At 64.2% G+C, this 16,670-nt stretch carries 13 protein-coding genes; 7 read left to right on the top strand and 6 right to left on the bottom strand.

The window, feature by feature from the left end; translation table 11 throughout:
• Nucleotides 1-118: 118 nt before the first annotated feature.
• Together pdxY and ABWP92_RS11315 are read right to left on the bottom strand one after the other, a co-directional pair.
• Nucleotides 119-1,000: a pyridoxal kinase PdxY gene (pdxY, locus tag ABWP92_RS11320; protein WP_353235484.1), complete on the bottom strand. Its 882-nt coding sequence runs from the start codon at nucleotides 998-1,000 to the stop codon at nucleotides 119-121.
• A 128-nt stretch (nucleotides 1,001-1,128) separates the two neighbouring features.
• On the bottom strand, nucleotides 1,129-1,587 hold the full coding sequence (locus tag ABWP92_RS11315) for a RidA family protein (protein WP_353235483.1): 459 nt from the start codon (nucleotides 1,585-1,587) through the stop codon (nucleotides 1,129-1,131).
• Between the two features lie 252 nt (nucleotides 1,588-1,839).
• Between ABWP92_RS11315 and ABWP92_RS11310 the strand changes: the two genes are divergently transcribed.
• The 4 genes from ABWP92_RS11310 to ABWP92_RS11295 all read left to right on the top strand — a co-directional run bounded on the left by ABWP92_RS11310 (nucleotide 1,840) and on the right by ABWP92_RS11295 (nucleotide 8,557).
• Nucleotides 1,840-4,401 (top strand): DNA internalization-related competence protein ComEC/Rec2, encoded by a 2,562-nt coding sequence (locus ABWP92_RS11310; protein ID WP_353235482.1) that lies wholly within the window; start codon nucleotides 1,840-1,842, stop codon nucleotides 4,399-4,401.
• Between the two features lie 95 nt (nucleotides 4,402-4,496).
• Nucleotides 4,497-6,002, top strand: coding sequence for a circularly permuted type 2 ATP-grasp protein (locus ABWP92_RS11305; RefSeq protein WP_353235481.1), 1,506 nt, complete (start codon nucleotides 4,497-4,499; stop codon nucleotides 6,000-6,002).
• Between the two features lies 1 nt (nucleotide 6,003).
• Nucleotides 6,004-6,972: an alpha-E domain-containing protein gene (locus ABWP92_RS11300; protein WP_353235480.1), complete on the top strand. Its 969-nt coding sequence runs from the start codon at nucleotides 6,004-6,006 to the stop codon at nucleotides 6,970-6,972.
• A gap of 148 nt (nucleotides 6,973-7,120) precedes the next feature.
• The gene (locus ABWP92_RS11295) at nucleotides 7,121-8,557 is read left to right on the top strand and encodes an NAD-dependent succinate-semialdehyde dehydrogenase (protein WP_353235479.1); all 1,437 of its coding nucleotides are present in this window, start codon (nucleotides 7,121-7,123) and stop codon (nucleotides 8,555-8,557) included.
• A gap of 82 nt (nucleotides 8,558-8,639) precedes the next feature.
• Here ABWP92_RS11295 and ABWP92_RS11290 read toward each other — a convergent pair whose 3' ends face one another.
• The 4 genes from ABWP92_RS11290 to ABWP92_RS11275 form a co-directional block, all read right to left on the bottom strand.
• Nucleotides 8,640-10,040, bottom strand: coding sequence for a BLUF domain-containing protein (locus ABWP92_RS11290; protein ID WP_353235478.1), 1,401 nt, complete (start codon nucleotides 10,038-10,040; stop codon nucleotides 8,640-8,642).
• Nucleotides 10,041-10,146: 106 nt separating this feature from the next.
• Complete coding sequence (locus ABWP92_RS11285; RefSeq protein ID WP_353235477.1) at nucleotides 10,147-11,049, bottom strand: sulfurtransferase; 903 nt, start codon at nucleotides 11,047-11,049, stop codon at nucleotides 10,147-10,149.
• A gap of 116 nt (nucleotides 11,050-11,165) precedes the next feature.
• Nucleotides 11,166-12,077, bottom strand: coding sequence for a DMT family transporter (locus ABWP92_RS11280; RefSeq protein ID WP_353235476.1), 912 nt, complete (start codon nucleotides 12,075-12,077; stop codon nucleotides 11,166-11,168).
• Between the two features lie 118 nt (nucleotides 12,078-12,195).
• Complete coding sequence (locus tag ABWP92_RS11275; RefSeq protein ID WP_353235475.1) at nucleotides 12,196-13,338, bottom strand: aromatic ring-hydroxylating oxygenase subunit alpha; 1,143 nt, start codon at nucleotides 13,336-13,338, stop codon at nucleotides 12,196-12,198.
• 318 nt (nucleotides 13,339-13,656) lie between these two features.
• Here ABWP92_RS11275 and xseB point away from each other — a divergent pair, with 318 nt between their 5' ends.
• The 3 genes from xseB to dxs all read left to right on the top strand — a co-directional run.
• Nucleotides 13,657-13,896, top strand: coding sequence for an exodeoxyribonuclease VII small subunit (gene xseB, locus ABWP92_RS11270; protein ID WP_353235474.1), 240 nt, complete (start codon nucleotides 13,657-13,659; stop codon nucleotides 13,894-13,896).
• An 8-nt stretch (nucleotides 13,897-13,904) separates the two neighbouring features.
• Complete coding sequence (locus ABWP92_RS11265; protein WP_502907512.1) at nucleotides 13,905-14,813, top strand: polyprenyl synthetase family protein; 909 nt, start codon at nucleotides 13,905-13,907, stop codon at nucleotides 14,811-14,813.
• A gap of 76 nt (nucleotides 14,814-14,889) precedes the next feature.
• Nucleotides 14,890-16,670: 1-deoxy-D-xylulose-5-phosphate synthase (dxs, locus tag ABWP92_RS11260; protein ID WP_353235472.1), on the top strand; the 1,781-nt coding region annotated here is incomplete at its 3' end.

The raw sequence follows: 16,670 nt of genomic DNA, 5'->3' as shown, positions 1-16,670 counted from the left end.
GCCCAATACGCCCCCAGCTTGTACCGCTGGGGGCGTTTTGCTTTGCGCTCTAGCTCGCTCGCAGGATAGGGCTCTACTCCCATCCTCTCTTTCCCCATCCGCCTCTCTCTCATCAGCATCAGGCGCAGAGATGCGCTGCGAATTCCACCTGTGGATGAGCCAGCTCTGAACGGCATGCGACCAGGGGGAGGTCGCGCTGGCCTGATTCGGTATGGGATACCAGGGCGTAGAGTGTGCTTACCGCGCCCGCGACTGCCTGGGGTACTGCTTTGCCTTGCAGCATGTGTCCCAATAGAACGGATGAGAATACGTCTCCCATTCCGTTGGGTAGGGGTTGAAGGTCGATAAAGGGTGTCTGCACGAGCCAGGCGTTCCCCGCTGTGACAGCCAGGGTTGCAAGGCTGTTTGCGGGTAGATCCGTGGTGCGCAGGCTGGTGATGACGATGAGGGCGGATTGCGGGTCGTGCATGAGTGCGAGCATGCCGCGTGCCGCCTGGATTGCTGTTTCGACCTTGTCGAGTGATTGACCGCACAGCATCTCGAACTCGTACTGATTGGGCGTGATCACGCTGGCGTGGGTGAGCGCCCTTTTTTTCAGAAAATCGGGGATGCCGGGGCGTACGAAAATGCCGCGGCCCACGTCGCCCATCACGGGGTCGCAGAGGTAGTGGGCCTTGGGGTTGGCGGCGCGTACTTCATTGACGGCATCGAGGATGACTTCACCGACTCCGGCATCGCCCAGATAGCCCGAGAGCACGGCGGTGCAGCGAGCCAGTACACCACGGGCGCGAAGGCCGTCGATGACGTCGGTGATGTGAGCGGGTGTGAAGACCTGGCCCTTGAATTCGCCGTAGCCGGTGTGATTGGAGAACTGGACGGTGTGGACCGCAACGGGTTCGATTCCGAGCAGTTGCAAAGGCAGCATGGCTGCATCGTTCCCCACGTGTCCATAAGCCACATGTGACTGAATCGTGAGAACGAGTGGGGTTGGGGTGGTCATATCTTTGGTATATCCCGCGAATGCGTGCGCATCGGCAGGAGATTCATTACAGGATTGCGATCAGGGATCTGGCGGCGCCGCGAACTGTACGGCAGTGCGGCATGCTGCCAAACCCCTTGCTTCCATTGTCAATCGGCGAGTTCTGCGATCAGCTCGATTTCCACGCAAGCGCCCATGGGAATTTGAGCTACGCCAAATGCGCTGCGTGCATGGGAGCCCTTGTCGCCGAACACCTGGGCGAAGAGCTCGCTGGCGCCGTTGGTCACCAGATGCTGTTCGGTGAAATCACCGGTGGAGTTCACCAGGCTCATCAGCTTGACGATGCGCTTGATGCGGTTGAGGTCGCCGGTGGCGGCATGCAGGGTGCCAAGCAGGTCGATGGCGACCGCGCGGGCTGCGGCCTTGCCTTCCTCGGTCGTGATGTCGCGGCCGAACTGGGCGGACCAGGGCTTGCCGTCCTTGCGCGCGATGTGCCCGCTCAGAAACACGAGATTGCCAGTCTGGACGAACGGCACATAGGCCGCGGCGGGTGTGGCCACAGGGGGCAGGGTGATGTTGAGTTCCTTGAGTTTGTCGTATGCGCTCATGTCGGTAATTCCTTGTTGGAGGGTTGAAAACGGGGGAAGGCAATGCATTGCTGCGAGCCTTCGGCCCGGCTGTGTGTCTCGCTTCACCGGCAGGGGTGAAGGAATCCATCGCCAATGGTACAGAGTTGTACGGAGTTGGCGGTGGAGTGGATTCGAGCAGGCGATCGCGGAGGAGGGCTGAAGACGGGAGCGTGTGGACAGCCGCTTGCCTGGATCAAGGCTCATGGCGGGAATGCTCCCTAGCATCGAGCGATGACATCCGTTCTCCATTCTTCGGAATATCGCACGCCTGCTCACTGGCCAGGCTTTGCGCTGATGCTGGGGGTAGCACTGGGTACGGGCTTGCAGTTGCAGCAACGGCAATTGTGGAGTGCCGAGGCCTACTGTGCCTGCCTGGCCTTGGGGACGCTCGCATGCATGGCTGTCGGGTGGTTCAGTGGAGCTTGGGGCCGGATGCGGATGCGCTGGTTTTCCGCTTTGCTGCTTATTCTTCTGGTGGCCCTGGCAACGGCGGGTCAGATCGGCTTGCGTTCGCTTGCCTTTGCCGAGCGCGCCCTTTCCCCTGATCTGGAGGGGCGTGACCTGCAGGTGATTGCCGTCGTTGAAGCGATGCCTCAGGTGGGCGAGCGCGGCATGCGGTTTCGTGCGCGGGTGGAGTCGGCGCAGTGGCGTGGAGAACTGGTGCAGGTGCCTCCGCTCATGGACTTGAGCTGGTATTGGACAGGCCTGTTCGATGACGCATCGGCGCCGCGCTCCGCCCTGCCCGCGATCCGGGCAGGGCAACGCTGGTCGTTCGAGGTGCGGCTGAAGGCTCCGCATGGCGGCATGAATCCCCATGGGTTTGATTACGAGTTGTGGATGTGGGAGCAGGGCGTGCAGGCCACGGGATACGTGCGCACCGGCAGCGACGGCGCAGCGCCGGAGCTGCTTGGGGAGTCGCCATGGATGCATCCGCTTGAACGGGCGCGCCAGCATGTGCGGGACGCCATTTTCGAGCACATGGCGTGGAGCCCGCCGCACGGGCCGGACGCGCAGCGGCAACGCGCCGTGGGACTTGTCGCGGCCTTGGTGACTGGCGACCAGCGCGCCATCGATCGCCATGATTGGGATGTGTTTCGCATCACCGGCGTGGCGCATCTTGTGAGCATTTCCGGATTGCACATCACCATGTTCGCCTGGCTTGCCGGGCATTTCATCGGGGTGCTGTGGCGGCGCTCGGCCATGCTGTGCCTGCGCATGCCAGCGCAGGTGGCGAGCCTTTGGGGCGGCGTCGCGCTGGCCGCGCTGTACTCGCTGTTCAGCGGTTGGGGCGTGCCGGCGCAGCGAACGGTATTCATGCTGTGCATCGTTGCGCTGCTTCGCTCGGGCGGCAGGTGTTGGCCATGGCCGCATGTCTGGCTGACGGCCTGCGCCATGGTGCTGCTGTGGGATCCCTGGGCGATGCTGCAAGCGGGTTTCTGGCTCAGCTTCGTGGCGGTCGGCATCTTGTTTGCGAGCAACATGCGGCGCGATGGCACATATGCCCCGGCCCCGGAGGGCATGGGCTTTCGAGCGCGCCTTGGCAGGATGGCCGGATCGCATCTGCGCCAGCTCGTGCATCAGCAATGGGTGGTGACGCTTGCCATCGCTCCGTTGACGCTGTTGCTCTTCGGGCAGATGTCGGTGGTCGGACTGCTCGTCAATCTACTGGCGATACCGTGGGTCACGCTGGCAGTTCTTCCGGTGGCGATGGGTGGTGTTCTGTGGCACGCATTGTGGGTGCCCGCCGTATGGGCCGCGCAGCTTTTTACCAGCGTGCTGCAATGGTTCGCGGCTTTGCCGATGGCACAGCTTTCCATGGCGGTGGCGCCATTCTGGGCGGGTACGGCCGCCGTCCTTGCAGGGATGCTGCTTGCGTTGCGCCTGCCCTGGCGGGTCCGGCTTCTGGCGCTGCCCTGCCTGCTGCCGGCGCTGTGGTGGTCGAATGCGCGACCGGCGGTGGGTGTCTTTGATCTGATGGCGATGGATGTGGGACAGGGGCAGGCGGTTCTCGTGCGCACGTCGAATCACAGCATGCTGTACGACGCGGGGCCCTTGTATTCGCCTGAAACCAATGCGGGCGAGCGCGTCGTGGTGCCGCTGCTCAAGGCGCTGGATGAACATGTGGACATGCTCGTCCTGAGCCACCGCGACGCGGATCACACGGGTGGTGCCGCCGCGGTGCTGGCCGCGCAGCCGCAAGCGCGATTGCTGGCATCGATCGAAGGCGATCACCCGCTTTCACTCATCCGCCCGATCCGGCCATGCGTGGCGGGAGACGAGTGGAGCTGGGATGGCGTGCGCTTCAGGGTGTTGCATCCACAAGCCGGACCGGCATCCCGCCTCGCATCCGGAGAGGGCGGGCCTCTGCGGGCCAATACCATCAGTTGCGTGCTTCAGATCAACGATGCGAATGGGGTGTCCGCGCTGCTGGCTGGCGATATCGAGCAATCGCAGGAGCGGGAACTGCTTGCGCGGGGCGTGCTTGAGCCGGTGCGGCTTCTGCTGGTGCCGCACCACGGAAGCAAGACTTCGTCGAGCGAGGCATTTATCGATGCGCTGGCTCCGTCGATCGCAGTGGTGCAGTCGGGCTACAGGAATCGCTTTGGACATCCAGCGCCGGAGGTGGTCAAGCGGTATGAACAGCGCGCCGCGGCGGTAGTGGCCACGCCGGAATGCGGCGCGGCGCATTGGCGCTCGGATGCTCCGGATGCCGTGGGCTGCGAGCGTGAGCGCGCCGCGCGCTATTGGCAGCATCGCGTTGCCGATCATGGCGCGTTGCGGAGCCTGCATTGAAGGGAGGTGGGCAGGGCGTTACCTGAGCGCAATCCATTGTTTTGGATTTCGGGCCTGCAACTTGCTATCCTTTGCTCTGACAGGAGGCCTTCTTTATGCACGGTTTTGATGAAATGTACGAAACGCTTCCTATCACGGCAGGGGCAGAGCGTGAGCATTACCGGCGCTACGCGCAGTGGCTTGCCCGCCAGCCCGAGAGCGCGATGCAGGCCAGGCGCGCCGAAGCGGAGGTGATTTTCCGGCGCGTGGGGATCACCTTCGCGGTGTATGGCGCCAAGGACGAGGACGGCTCGGGCACGGAGCGCCTGATTCCGTTCGACCTGATTCCGCGCATCATCCCGGCGCATGAGTGGCAGCGGATGCGCCAAGGCCTGGAGCAGCGCGTGAGCGCGCTCAACCGCTTCATCCACGACGTCTATCACGGGCAGGACATCATCCGCGCGGGCGTCGTGCCTGAGGAACTGATCAAGGGGAATACGCAGTTCCGCCCCGAAATGGTGCAGGTTGATGTGCCCAACGGCATCTACGCCAACATTGCGGGCATCGACATCGTGCGCGCGCCCGATGCGAGCGGCAACGGCGTGTATTACGTACTCGAGGACAATCTGCGCGTACCCTCGGGCGTGTCGTACATGCTCGAAAACCGCAAGATGATGATGCGGCTTTTCCCGGAACTGTTCTCGCTGCACAAAGTGGCGCCGGTCGCTCACTATCCTGATCTGCTGCTGGATACGCTGCGTGCGAGCGCGCCCCCCGCGAGCTCCGAGCCCACGGTGGTGGTGCTCACGCCCGGCATGTACAACAGCGCGTATTTCGAGCACGCCTTTCTCGCGCAGCAGATGGGCGTCGAGCTGGTGGAGGGGCAGGACCTGGTGGTCAAGGACAACTTCGTCTACATGCGCACCACGCGCGGCCTGCAACGCGTGGATGTGATCTACCGGCGCGTGGACGACGACTTCCTCGATCCGAAGGTGTTCCGTCCCACCTCCACGCTGGGCTGCGCGGGTCTCATGGATGCATACCGCGCGGGCAATGTGGCGATCTGCAATGCGGCCGGTACGGGCATCGCCGACGACAAGTCGGTCTATCCCTACGTGCCCGACATGATCCGTTTCTACCTGGGCGAAGAGCCGATCCTGGCAAACGTGCCGACATGGCTGTGCCGCAAGCCGGACGACCTGAAATACGTGCTCGACCATCTGCACGAACTGGTGGTCAAGGAGGTGCATGGCGCGGGCGGCTACGGCATGCTGATAGGGCCCGCGTCGACCAGGGCGGAGATCGAGGAATTCCGCTTGGCGCTGCTGGCCAATCCGGCGGGCTACATCGCGCAGCCCACGCTGTCGCTGTCGAGCTGTCCGACCTATGTGAACTCCGGCATCGCGCCGCGCCACATCGATCTGCGGCCGTTCGTGCTCTCGGGCAAGAAGGTGCGGATGGTGGCGGGCGGGCTCACGCGCGTGGCGCTCAAGGACGGATCGCTGGTGGTCAACTCCTCGCAGGGCGGGGGAACCAAGGACACCTGGGTGCTCAATCATCAGGACGACGGCGCCGGGTCGGCCGAGCTGTCCCCGTCGCAAAGCCAATGGAATGGAGCATGACATGCTGAGCCGAACCGCTGACCATTTGTTCTGGATGTCGCGTTACACCGAGCGGGCGGAGAGCACCGCTCGCATGCTCAACGTGAACTATGAGACATCGCTTTTGCCGCAATCGGCCAACAAGGCGCAGGAGGGCTGGCTGGGCCTGTTGTCCATCAGTGAACTGATTCCCGACTTCACGGCGCGCTATGGCGAGATCACGCAGGAAAAGGTGCTCACCTTCATGGTGCGCGACGAGCGCAATCCGTCGTCGATCCATTCCTGCATCCGGGCCGCGCGCGAGAATGCCCGCGCGGTGCGCGGCGCGTTGACCACCGAGGTCTGGGAAACGGAAAACCAGACCTGGCTGGCGCTCAACAAGCACCTGCGCGATGGAGCGCCGGAGCGCGATCCCGGTCAGTTCTTCGAATGGGTGAAATACCGCTCGCATCTCTCGCGTGGTGTGACGCTTGGCACGATGCTGCACGATGAGGCCTATCGCTTCATGCGCCTGGGAACCTCGCTTGAGCGCGCCGATAACACGGCGCGCTTGCTGGATGTGAAATTCCATGCGGTGCCGACGGATTTCCACGGCAGCGCTCGCAACGTCAAGCAGGTGATGCCGGAGTTCGACTTCTATCACTGGAGCGCCATTTTGCGCAGCGTGTCGGCATTCGAGATTTACCGCAAGGTCTACCGCGACGTGATCACGCCCGAACGCGTGGCCGAACTGCTGATGCTGCGTGCGGACATGCCGCGCTCGCTGCATTCCAACATGAAGCAGGTGGTGGACAACCTCGCGGCCGTGGCGAACGAGCAATCGGGGGAGACGCAGCGCAAGGCGGGACGCCTGCTGGCGGATCTCAGCTATGGCCGGATCGAGGAGATTCTTGCCACCGGCCTGCACGCGTATCTCACGCAGTTCCTGGACCGCGTGAATGAGCTGGGGTCCCGCATCAGCCGGGATTTTCTGGTGCCGGCGCATCATTGAGGAACGGTCTTCCTGGCCAGGGCCTGCGGTGGAATCGCGCGGCGTTCCGGGAGCCGAAATACCGAAGCGGCATGGGAAATCCATCTGCCCTATATTGGCGGGTGAGGCAGATCCGACCAACGCATTCCAACCCATTCAAGGAGCAGGCATGAGCTATCCCGATACCCAACTCTTCATCGAAGGCCAGTGGCGTGATGCGTCCGACGGCAAATCCCTGGCGGTGTTCAATCCGTCCACCGGCGCGGAGATCGGCCGCGTCGCGCATGCCGGCAAGGCGGACATGGACGCGGCGCTCGCATCGGCGCAGAAGGGCTTCGAAATCTGGCGCGACATCTCGGCCCTGGAGCGCGCGAAGACCATGCGCCGCGCAGCCGCGCTGATGCGCGAGCGCGCCAGCGCGATCGGCGAAATCCTCACGCAGGAGCAGGGCAAGCCGCTGGTCGAGGCGCGCGGCGAGGCCATGGCGGCGGCCGACATCATCGAATGGTTCGCCGACGAGGGCATGCGTGTGTATGGCCGCATCGTCCCTTCGCGCAATCTGGCCGTCCGCCAGATGGTGGTGAAGGATCCGGTCGGTGTCGTGGCCGCGTTCACGCCATGGAACTTCCCGATCAACCAGGTGGTGCGTAAGCTCGGAGCGGCCCTGGCCGCGGGGTGCGCGGTGATCGTCAAGGCGCCGGAAGAGACGCCGGCCAGCCCGGCCGCGCTGATCAGGGCGTTCGCCGACGCGGGCGTGCCGGCGGGTGTGATCAATCTGCTGTACGGCAATCCAGCGGAAATTTCGAGCTATCTGATTCCGCATCCCATCGTGCGCAAGGTGACGTTCACCGGATCGACCCCGGTGGGCAAGTTGCTCGCGGGCATCGCGGGCCAGCACATGAAGCGTGTGACCATGGAGTTGGGCGGCCATGCGCCGGTCATCGTCTGCGACGATGCAGACATCGCGCTCGCGGTCAAGTGCACGGCCGGAGCCAAGTTCCGCAATGCCGGGCAGGTCTGCATCGCGCCCACGCGCTTTCTTGTGCACGAGGATGTGCGCGCCGACTTCGTGGCTGCGCTCACCAGGCACGCCCAGGGCCTGAAGGTGGGTGACGGCCTGGCCGAAGGCACGCAGATGGGGCCGCTGGCGAATCCGCGCCGCCTGAGCGCCATGGCTGAATTCATGAGTGATGCCGTGCAAAGTGGCGCTGAAGTGATGACCGGTGGTGAACGCATCGGCTCCAGCGGCAATTTCTATGCGCCGACGATCCTGAACAACGTGCCGCTCACCGCGCGTGTCTTCAATGACGAGCCGTTCGGCCCGGTCGCGGCCGTGCGTGGCTTCACCGACCTGAACGAGGCGATCCAAGAAGCCAACCGCCTGGCATACGGCTTGGCGGGCTATGCTTTCACGTCGTCGCTGAAGAATGCGCATCTGCTGTCGCAGCGCGTGGAAGTGGGCATGCTCTGGGTGAACCAGCCCGCGACGCCTTCCGCCGAACTGCCCTTTGGCGGCATCAAGGATTCGGGCTATGGCTCGGAGGGCGGCCCGGAAGCGCTGGAAGCCTGTCTGAATACGCGGGCGATTTCGATCACCAACGTCTGATCGCTCTCCGTCTTTGAGCGGCGCGTGAAGGGCGGGAGCCGCGGGCGGGCCCGGAGGTGGGCGCCTGCCGCCCAATCGCTGCTCAGTTCGCCAGGTGATTCAGGATCTGGCGGCGCAGCATGGCGAGCGGCTGCTCGTCCAGCCGTGCGAATACCAGCAGCACCAGCGCGGCGTCCCTTGGATGCGGGATGACGATCTCGTGGTGCTCGGGGAAGGTGGTGACCATCTCGTGCAGCGGGCCGTGCCGGGCAATCGCCTCCAGGTTGGCGCTGATGCCTTGGGCAAGCTCGCAGAGGATGTCGGCGCGTGGCGCGTTGCTGGTCCGGGCGGCAACGTCCCGGCTGCGGGTGTCGATCCATGCGGCCCATGCCGCCGTGCCCAGTGCGTGTGCGAGCTGCCGGAGTATCTCGCCAGGGGCGGACTGCGCCACGGAGCAGGCGGGCTCACCCAGGTCCAGCTCGAGATCCACCTCGGTCACCGCCCTGGCGGATACTGCCGCGCTTGTGCTTTTGTCGTCCTCTTTCGCTCCGTCGATCGTGCACTGAAGTTGCGCCATGGAGACGAGCTGCTCGTGAATCGCCTTCCAGGTCGGCCCGCCCATGAGCACGGAGCCCCGAGTTTCCGTGGATGCGAGACCGGCTTGAAGCGCCATCTCGTGCAGCATGTCCGAGAGGGCCTGATTGCCGCCCGGCGTGACGAACAGCACATGCGGCCTGCAGCGCTGGACGACTGGATGCGCCATGGCCCGGGCGACGAATTCGGTGTCGGAGCCCTGACCGCTGCGGCGCATGAGAAATACCATCAGCTCGATATTCTCCAGCAGCGGCTGCGAGAGCGTGGAGGCAAGCAGCCCCTCGCTGATGCCGACCACGCGCACCGGCCCCGCGGAATCGCCTGCCACATCGGCATAGTCGAGCGGATAGCTGTCCGCCTCCCGCCCTGTGCTGGACATCTTGAGCGCGCAGGCCTGCGCGCCGAAACGGTCCGACAGATGGCTGAAGATGGGGTTGAACCACAGCACCGAGTTGCTGAAAATGGCGACCTGCCGCACCTGCGCCCCGTGTGCTGTCTGGCGGGTGGATCGGTTGGGCGTGAGAAAGTATCTGAAGGGATCGGCGGCGTTGCCGATGTCATCTTCGAGAAAGCGCCGCACTCCCGCCAGGTAGGAAGCGGCGTCGGAGCCATGCTTCATGCCGTGAGAAATCACGACGTTCCACTGCTGGTAGTTGCGGCGCGTGATGGTGCGCTCGAACAGGATGGAGGGCGATTGCTCGTTCCAGAATTCGGCGATGCGTCCCATCATGTCCTGCACGGCGGCTTCCTCGCCTTCGAGCACATGCAGGAAATGGCCGTCTGCTACAGCCAGCAGGCCCGTGAGTCCATGGCGCTGCGCAAAATCCTCGCTCGCCGCCAGCAGATTTTCCGAGGGAAGGGCGATCTGGCCCTGGCGCGCGGTTCGACCAAAATAGCAGACGACTTGCATGAATGTGGGAGGAGAGCGTTCAAGATGCCGTAATGCCCAAAGAGTAACGCAAACAATCCTTCCGTGCTTGGCAAACCGGCGGAACGGTCGGTCGTTTCCCGAAGTCTCAGCTGGTCTCCACGGGCCTTTGGGGATTGCCGCACCAGTCGCTCCAACTGCCAGCGTACAGGGCGGACCTGCCAAGCCCGGCAATTTCCATGGCGATCAAGTTGGGCAGGGCGCTGACACCGCTGCCGCATTGATGGACCACGCCGGATGCTTCACGACCTTGCAGCAGGCCGGAGAATTCCTCGCGCAGTTGCCGCGCCGGCTTGAACCTGCCGTCCGGTCCGATATTGGTGGTGAACGGGCGGTTCAGGGCTCCCGGAATGTGCCCGGCCACCGGATCGAGCGGCTCGACTTCACCGCGGTAACGCGCCGGTGCGCGCGCATCGATGATGGTCTGGCTGCCCTGCCCGAGCTGCTCTAGCACGTCGTCGGCATTCACCAGCCGCGCCAGCGCCGCCTTCAGCTCGAAGTTGGACTGGAAGCGGGCGCTTGCCTCGCCGGACTCGACCGGGTTGCCCGCCTCCTGCCATGCCTGCAGCCCGCCGTCGAGCACGGCCACTGCCTCGTGGCCCGCCCACTTGAGCATCCACCACAGGCGTCCGCAATAGTTGGCGCCATTGCGGTCGTAGACCACCGCCTGCATGTCGTTGGAGAAGCCGATCTCGCTGAGCCACTCGGAGAACCGCTCGCGGTTGGGCAGGGGGTGGCGGCCGCCGGAGGCGGGTCTGTCCGCATCCTTGGCGACCATCACGGTTCCGTCGGGTTGGGGGCTGCCGTGTCTGGCGCTCAGATGCTTGTCCAGGTCGGCATGGATGGCGCCTGGAATGTGCGATTCGAGAAACCGGGCTTCACCCCATGCGGGGTTGGCGAGATCGAACGAGCAATCGAAGACCATGCATGGCGAGCCGCTCGCCATCAGGCTCTTCAATTCCGGAACTTGGATCAGTGTCGTGTAGGTCATGTTCGCGCTTCTCTTGTGGGCCCGGATGAAACGCTCCGGGCGTGGTGATGGGAACGATTGTCCGTCGTCCGCCATTGTGGCGCGAATCGGTCCCGTGGCAGCCGCAGCCGGCCCGTTCAGTGGTCTTCGCTGGGCACGTCCGGCGCGCCGCGTGCTCGCAGCACCGTGGCCGTGATGCCGCTGGCGATGATCAGGAACATGCCCAGCCAGCCCGAGAACCCCATCGCATCACCGAAGAACAACATGCCGAAGATGGCGCCGAAAATGATGCCCGAGTACTGCAGATTCGCCACCACCAGCGTTTCGCGCGAGGTCATGGCCCGGGCGTACGCCTTGGTCAGGCAAAGCTGCGCAATGGATGCCAGCACGCCGATGGGAATGAGCCAGAGCGTGTGCCAGCCGGCCCAGGGCGAGACGCCGGTCACCACCATGGTCCCGGCGCCCGCAACGCCGGAGCCAATGGCGAAATAGAACACGGTGCGCGTCTCCGGCTCTCCGATGCGCGAGAGCGCAACCACCTGCATGTACGCAAATGCGGCGGCCATGCCGGACATCAGCCCGAGCATGCCGGCGAAGGCCTGGTCCTGATTGATGTTGGGGCGCAGCAGCAGGACCACTCCGGCGAAGCCGACGATGATGGTTCCCAGCAGCGATGCCTGAATCGGCGGGCGCGGCGATTCGCTCGATGGCCGCCAGGTCCATAGCGCCGCGCCCAGCAGGAACACGGCGATCCACACGCTGCTCATGTAGTTGAGCGTCATGGCGGTGGCCAGAGGAAGATGGGCGATGGCATAGAACCAGGCGACGAGCGATGTCACCCCGATCAGACTGCGCCAGGCGTGCATGCCTGGATATTCCGTTTTCAGCGACAATCCCTGCCGCCGTGCCAGCCAGGCCATCATGAGCACCCCGATGACGCCGCGATAGAACACCATCTCGCCCGGAGTGAAGTACGGTGACGCGGCCTTGATGCAAACCCCCATGCTGGCGAAGAAAAAGGCGGCCAGTAACATCCAGAGGGCGTGCATGACTTTGAATCCGGTGCGTGATGGTGACAAAAAAACTGCCAGTGCTTTCAGATCAAGCACTGGCAGTCGTTGCCCGGATTCTACGGTGAATGCAATGGCTTGCGCTGGGGCCTGGCGCTCAATCACCAGCCTTCAGCGCATCGCCCATGCGCGCGCGGTACCACTCGTGGAAATGCTGCATGCCGTCTTCCATGGGGCTTTGGTAGGGGCCGACCTCGTTGTTGCCGCGCTCGAAAAGCGCCTTCCGGCCAGCGTCCATGCGTTCGCCGATTTCATCGTCCTCGATGGCGGTTTCCATGTAGGCCGCCTTTTGCGCCTCGATGAATTCCGGCTCGAAGGCGACGATTTCCTCGGGGTAGTAGAACTCCACGACATTCATCGTCCTGTCCACGCTGAGTGGATGCAGCGTGGAGACTGTCAGCACGTGCGGATACCACTCCACCATGATGTGCGGGTAGTAGGTCAGCCAGATCGCGCCGCGCTCGGGGAGCCTGCCCTCGCGGTAGCGCAGCAGCACGTCATGCCATGTCTTGTAGACCTCGGAGCCCGGCGTGCCGAACGTGGGCGCGACGCCGACGGTCTGCACGGAATACTCCTTGGAGAACTCCCATTTCAGATCGTCGCAGGTCACGAAGTTGCCCAGGCCTGGGTGGAAGGGGCCGACGTGGTAGTCCTCGAGATAGACCTCGATGAAGGTCTTCCAGTTGTAGTTGCACTCGTGCATTTCCACGTGGTTGAGCACAAAGCCATCAAAGCTGAGCGCTGCTGCCGGGCCCATGCCAGCGAGGTCGGCCTGAATGTCGCGGCCGTTGTCTTCAAACAGCAGGCCGTTCCATTCGCGCAAACGGTAGTTGTTGAGGTTGAGGCAAGGGTCTTGCGCGAAATGGGGGGCGCCCAGCAGCTCTCCACTGGGGCTGTAGGTCCAGCGGTGCAGCGGGCAGACGATGTTGCCGCCTGCACTGCCTTTTTGCTGGTGATGGAGCGAGCCCCGGCCCTTGAGCATCACCGCCTGGCGATGCCGGCAGACGTTGGAGATCAGCTCGGCCTGGCCGGAGGCGCTGCGCACGAGGGCGCGCCCCTCCTTTTCATGCGGAAGGGCGTAATAGTCGCCAATCTCGGGGATCGCCAGTTGGTGGCCGACATACTTGGGGCCGTGCTGGAAGATGGTTTGCATCTCGCGCTCAAAGAGCGCTTGATCGAAATAGCTTGAAACTGGAAGTTGGCTTGCGGCCTGCTGCAGTTGAAGACTTAAATCAGACATGGGTGACCTGACCTAAAGACTCCCCACAGGGAGGGTGCTCATTCGCACCGGCTGGAAAAAACGAAACCGGCCAAAGGACAGTGATCCATAGCCGGTTCGTGACGGAAATGGGATTATAACTGGTGGGGTTATTTCCGGAGCGCAAGTAAGTGTATTGAGCCATCCGGGCATCGAGCCCCGCGCGGCGCATGCGTGGCGGCCTTGCCGCGACCGCGGCGGGCCGGCGAATGACCTTGATCGGGGTTTCGCCGAGCGCACGGGGAGTGCAGCGCCTAAAATGGCCTGTTTCCCCACTTGCGTTCAGCGCCCATCATACCCATGCCCAAGGCTCCCGCCGCCGCAGTCCCCAAGGAACCCGCCAGCTACGAAGCTGCCCTGCAAGAACTGGAGGAACTGATCGAGCGCATCGAATCCGGCGACATGCCGCTCGAGCAGATGCTCGCCGGATACCAGCGCGGCGCCAGCCTGCTGGCGTTCTGCCGGTCGCGGCTCGATGCCGTTCAGGATCAGATCAAGGTATTGGACGAAGGCAAGCTGCAGACATGGACGCAGGAGTAATACGAGAAATGGATTCGGCAGCAGTGCTTGCTCAAGATTTTGATTTCGATGCGTGGCAGCGCCGACAGCGCCATGACGTGGAAGCCTGCCTTTCGCGCTGGGTCAGCGCCGAGGCGCCCGCGGGGCTGGGCGAGTCGATGCGCTACGCCGTGCTCGATGGCGGCAAGCGCCTGCGCCCGCTGCTGGTGCTGGCCGCCTCCGAAGCCGTCGGCGGGCTGCGTGAAGCGGCGCTGCGCGGCGCTTGCGCGGCCGAGCTGATTCACGCCTACTCGCTCGTGCACGATGACATGCCGTGCATGGACAACGACGTGCTGCGCCGCGGCAAGCCCACGGTGCATGTGCAGTTCGGCGAGGCGCAGGCGCTGCTTGCAGGCGATGCGCTGCAGGCCCTGGCCTTCGAGCTGCTCACGCCAGAGGCGGGCGTGCCTGCCACCATGCAGGCCGGGCTGTGCCGCCTTCTGGCGCGTGCAGCGGGCGCGGATGGAATGGCTGGCGGGCAGGCGATCGATCTGGCAAGCGTCGGCAAGATGCTCACCGAAGACCAGTTGCGCAAGATGCATTGCCTGAAGACGGGAGCGCTGCTGCGCGCCTGCGTGATGATGGGCGCGGCCTGTGCCGACACATCGCGGGATGCGCAGGCCGCGCTCGCGGAGTATGGCGCAGCCATAGGATTGGCGTTCCAGGTGGTCGACGACATCCTGGACGTGACGGCCGATTCGCAGACGCTGGGCAAGACCGCCGGCAAGGATGCGGCAAGCGACAAGCCGACCTATGTGTCTTTGCTGGGACTGGAGCGCGCGCAGCGGCATGCAGGGGAGCTGTGTGACGCGGCGCATGCGGCGCTGGAGCGTTCAGGCCTGCCCGACACCAGGGCTCTGGCGGCGCTGGCCGATGCCGTGGTGCGGCGCTCCCACTGAAGAAAACGGCGAATCATGCACTGTGCCGCGCGCAATGCATGACTCCATGCAAGAAACAACGGCGAGAAGCCCCACTATGTCCACGAACTCCTATTCCCTGCTGAAGACTGTGAACGATCCGGACGATCTGCGCCGGCTCTCGCGCGCCGATCTCAAGACGCTTGCCCATGAGCTGCGAGCGTTCGTGCTGGAGAGCGTGTCAAGGACGGGTGGCCACCTGTCCTCCAATCTCGGCACGGTCGAGCTGACGGTCGCGCTGCACAAGGTGTTCAACACGCCGCAGGACCGCATCGTCTGGGACGTGGGCCACCAGTCATACCCGCACAAGATCCTGACCGGCCGCCGCGACCGCATGTATTCGCTGCGCCAGCTCGGCGGCCTTTCGGGCTTTCCGCAACGCGCCGAGAGCGAATACGACACCTTCGGCACGGCGCATTCGAGCACCAGTATTTCCGCCGCGCTGGGCATGGCGCTGGCCGCCAGGCAAAAGGGCGAGAACCGCTTTGGCATCGCCGTGATCGGCGACGGCGCGATGACGGCCGGCATGGCGTTCGAGGCGCTGAACAATGCCGGCGTGGCCGATGCGAATCTGCTGGTCATCCTGAACGACAACGACATGAGCATCAGCCCGCCGGTGGGCGCGCTCAACCGTTATCTGGCGCAGTTGATGAGCGGCCAGTTCTACGCCAAGGCGCGCGACGTGGGCAAGCAGGTGCTCAAGCCCGTTCCTCCCCTGCTGGAGCTGGCCAAGCGGCTCGAGCAGCAGGCCAAGGGCATGGTGGTGCCTGCCACGCTGTTCGAGAAATTCGGCTTCAACTACATCGGCCCCATCGACGGCCATGATCTCGATTCGCTGATCCCCACGCTCGAGAACATCAAGAGCCTGAAGGGGCCGCAGTTCCTGCACGTGGTGACGAAAAAAGGGCAGGGCTACAAGCTGGCCGAGGCGGACCCGGTGGCCTATCACGGCCCGGGCAAGTTCGATCCCGCCGTCGGCCTGGTCAAGCCCGCAACACCGCCCAAGCGGACATTCACTCAGGTGTTCGGCCAATGGCTGTGCGACATGGCGGAAAAGGATTCGCGCCTCGTCGGCATCACGCCAGCGATGCGCGAGGGCTCGGGCATGGTGGAGTTCGAGCGCCGGTTTCCGAAGCGCTATTACGACGTGGGCATCGCCGAGCAGCATGCGGTCACTTTCGCCGCGGGCATGGCCTGCGAAGGCGTCAAGCCGGTGGTGGCTATCTACTCGACCTTCCTGCAGCGAGCCTACGACCAGTTGATCCACGACGTGGCGCTGCAGAACCTGCCCGTCGTGTTCGCGCTGGACCGCGCGGGACTGGTGGGCGCTGACGGCGCCACGCACGCGGGCGCATATGACATCGCCTTTGTCCGCTGCATTCCCAACATGAGCATGGCCTGCCCGGCGGACGAGCGCGAATGCCGCCAATTGCTCTCCTGCGCATACGAGCAGGACCACCCGGTGGCCGTACGTTATCCGCGCGGCGCGGGCGTGGGAGCCGAGCCGCTGCAGGACCTGTCCGCGCTGCCTTTCGGCAAGGGCGAGATCCGCCGTGAATCCCATCCGGCGGGCGCCGGAAAGCGCCTTGCCATCCTGGCCTTCGGCACCTTGCTCTATCCGGCGCTCGAGGCCGCCGAGGCGCTCGACGCCACCGTGGCCAACATGCGCTGGGCCAAGCCGCTGGATACGGAGCTGTTGCTGGAAATCGCCCGCACGCACGATGAGATCGTCACCGTGGAGGAAGGCTGCATCATGGGCGGCGCCGGCAGCGCCGTGACGGAAGCGCTCAACGCCGCTGGCGTGCTGCGCCCGGTGCTGCAACTGGGATTGCCGGACGT

It is taken from the genome of Diaphorobacter ruginosibacter (assembly GCF_040396215.1).
GTDB lineage: Bacteria > Pseudomonadota > Gammaproteobacteria > Burkholderiales > Burkholderiaceae_C > Diaphorobacter_A > Diaphorobacter_A ruginosibacter_A.
The sequence above is the reverse complement of the archived record's forward strand: the minus strand, read 5'-3'. Positions and strand labels throughout refer to the sequence as shown.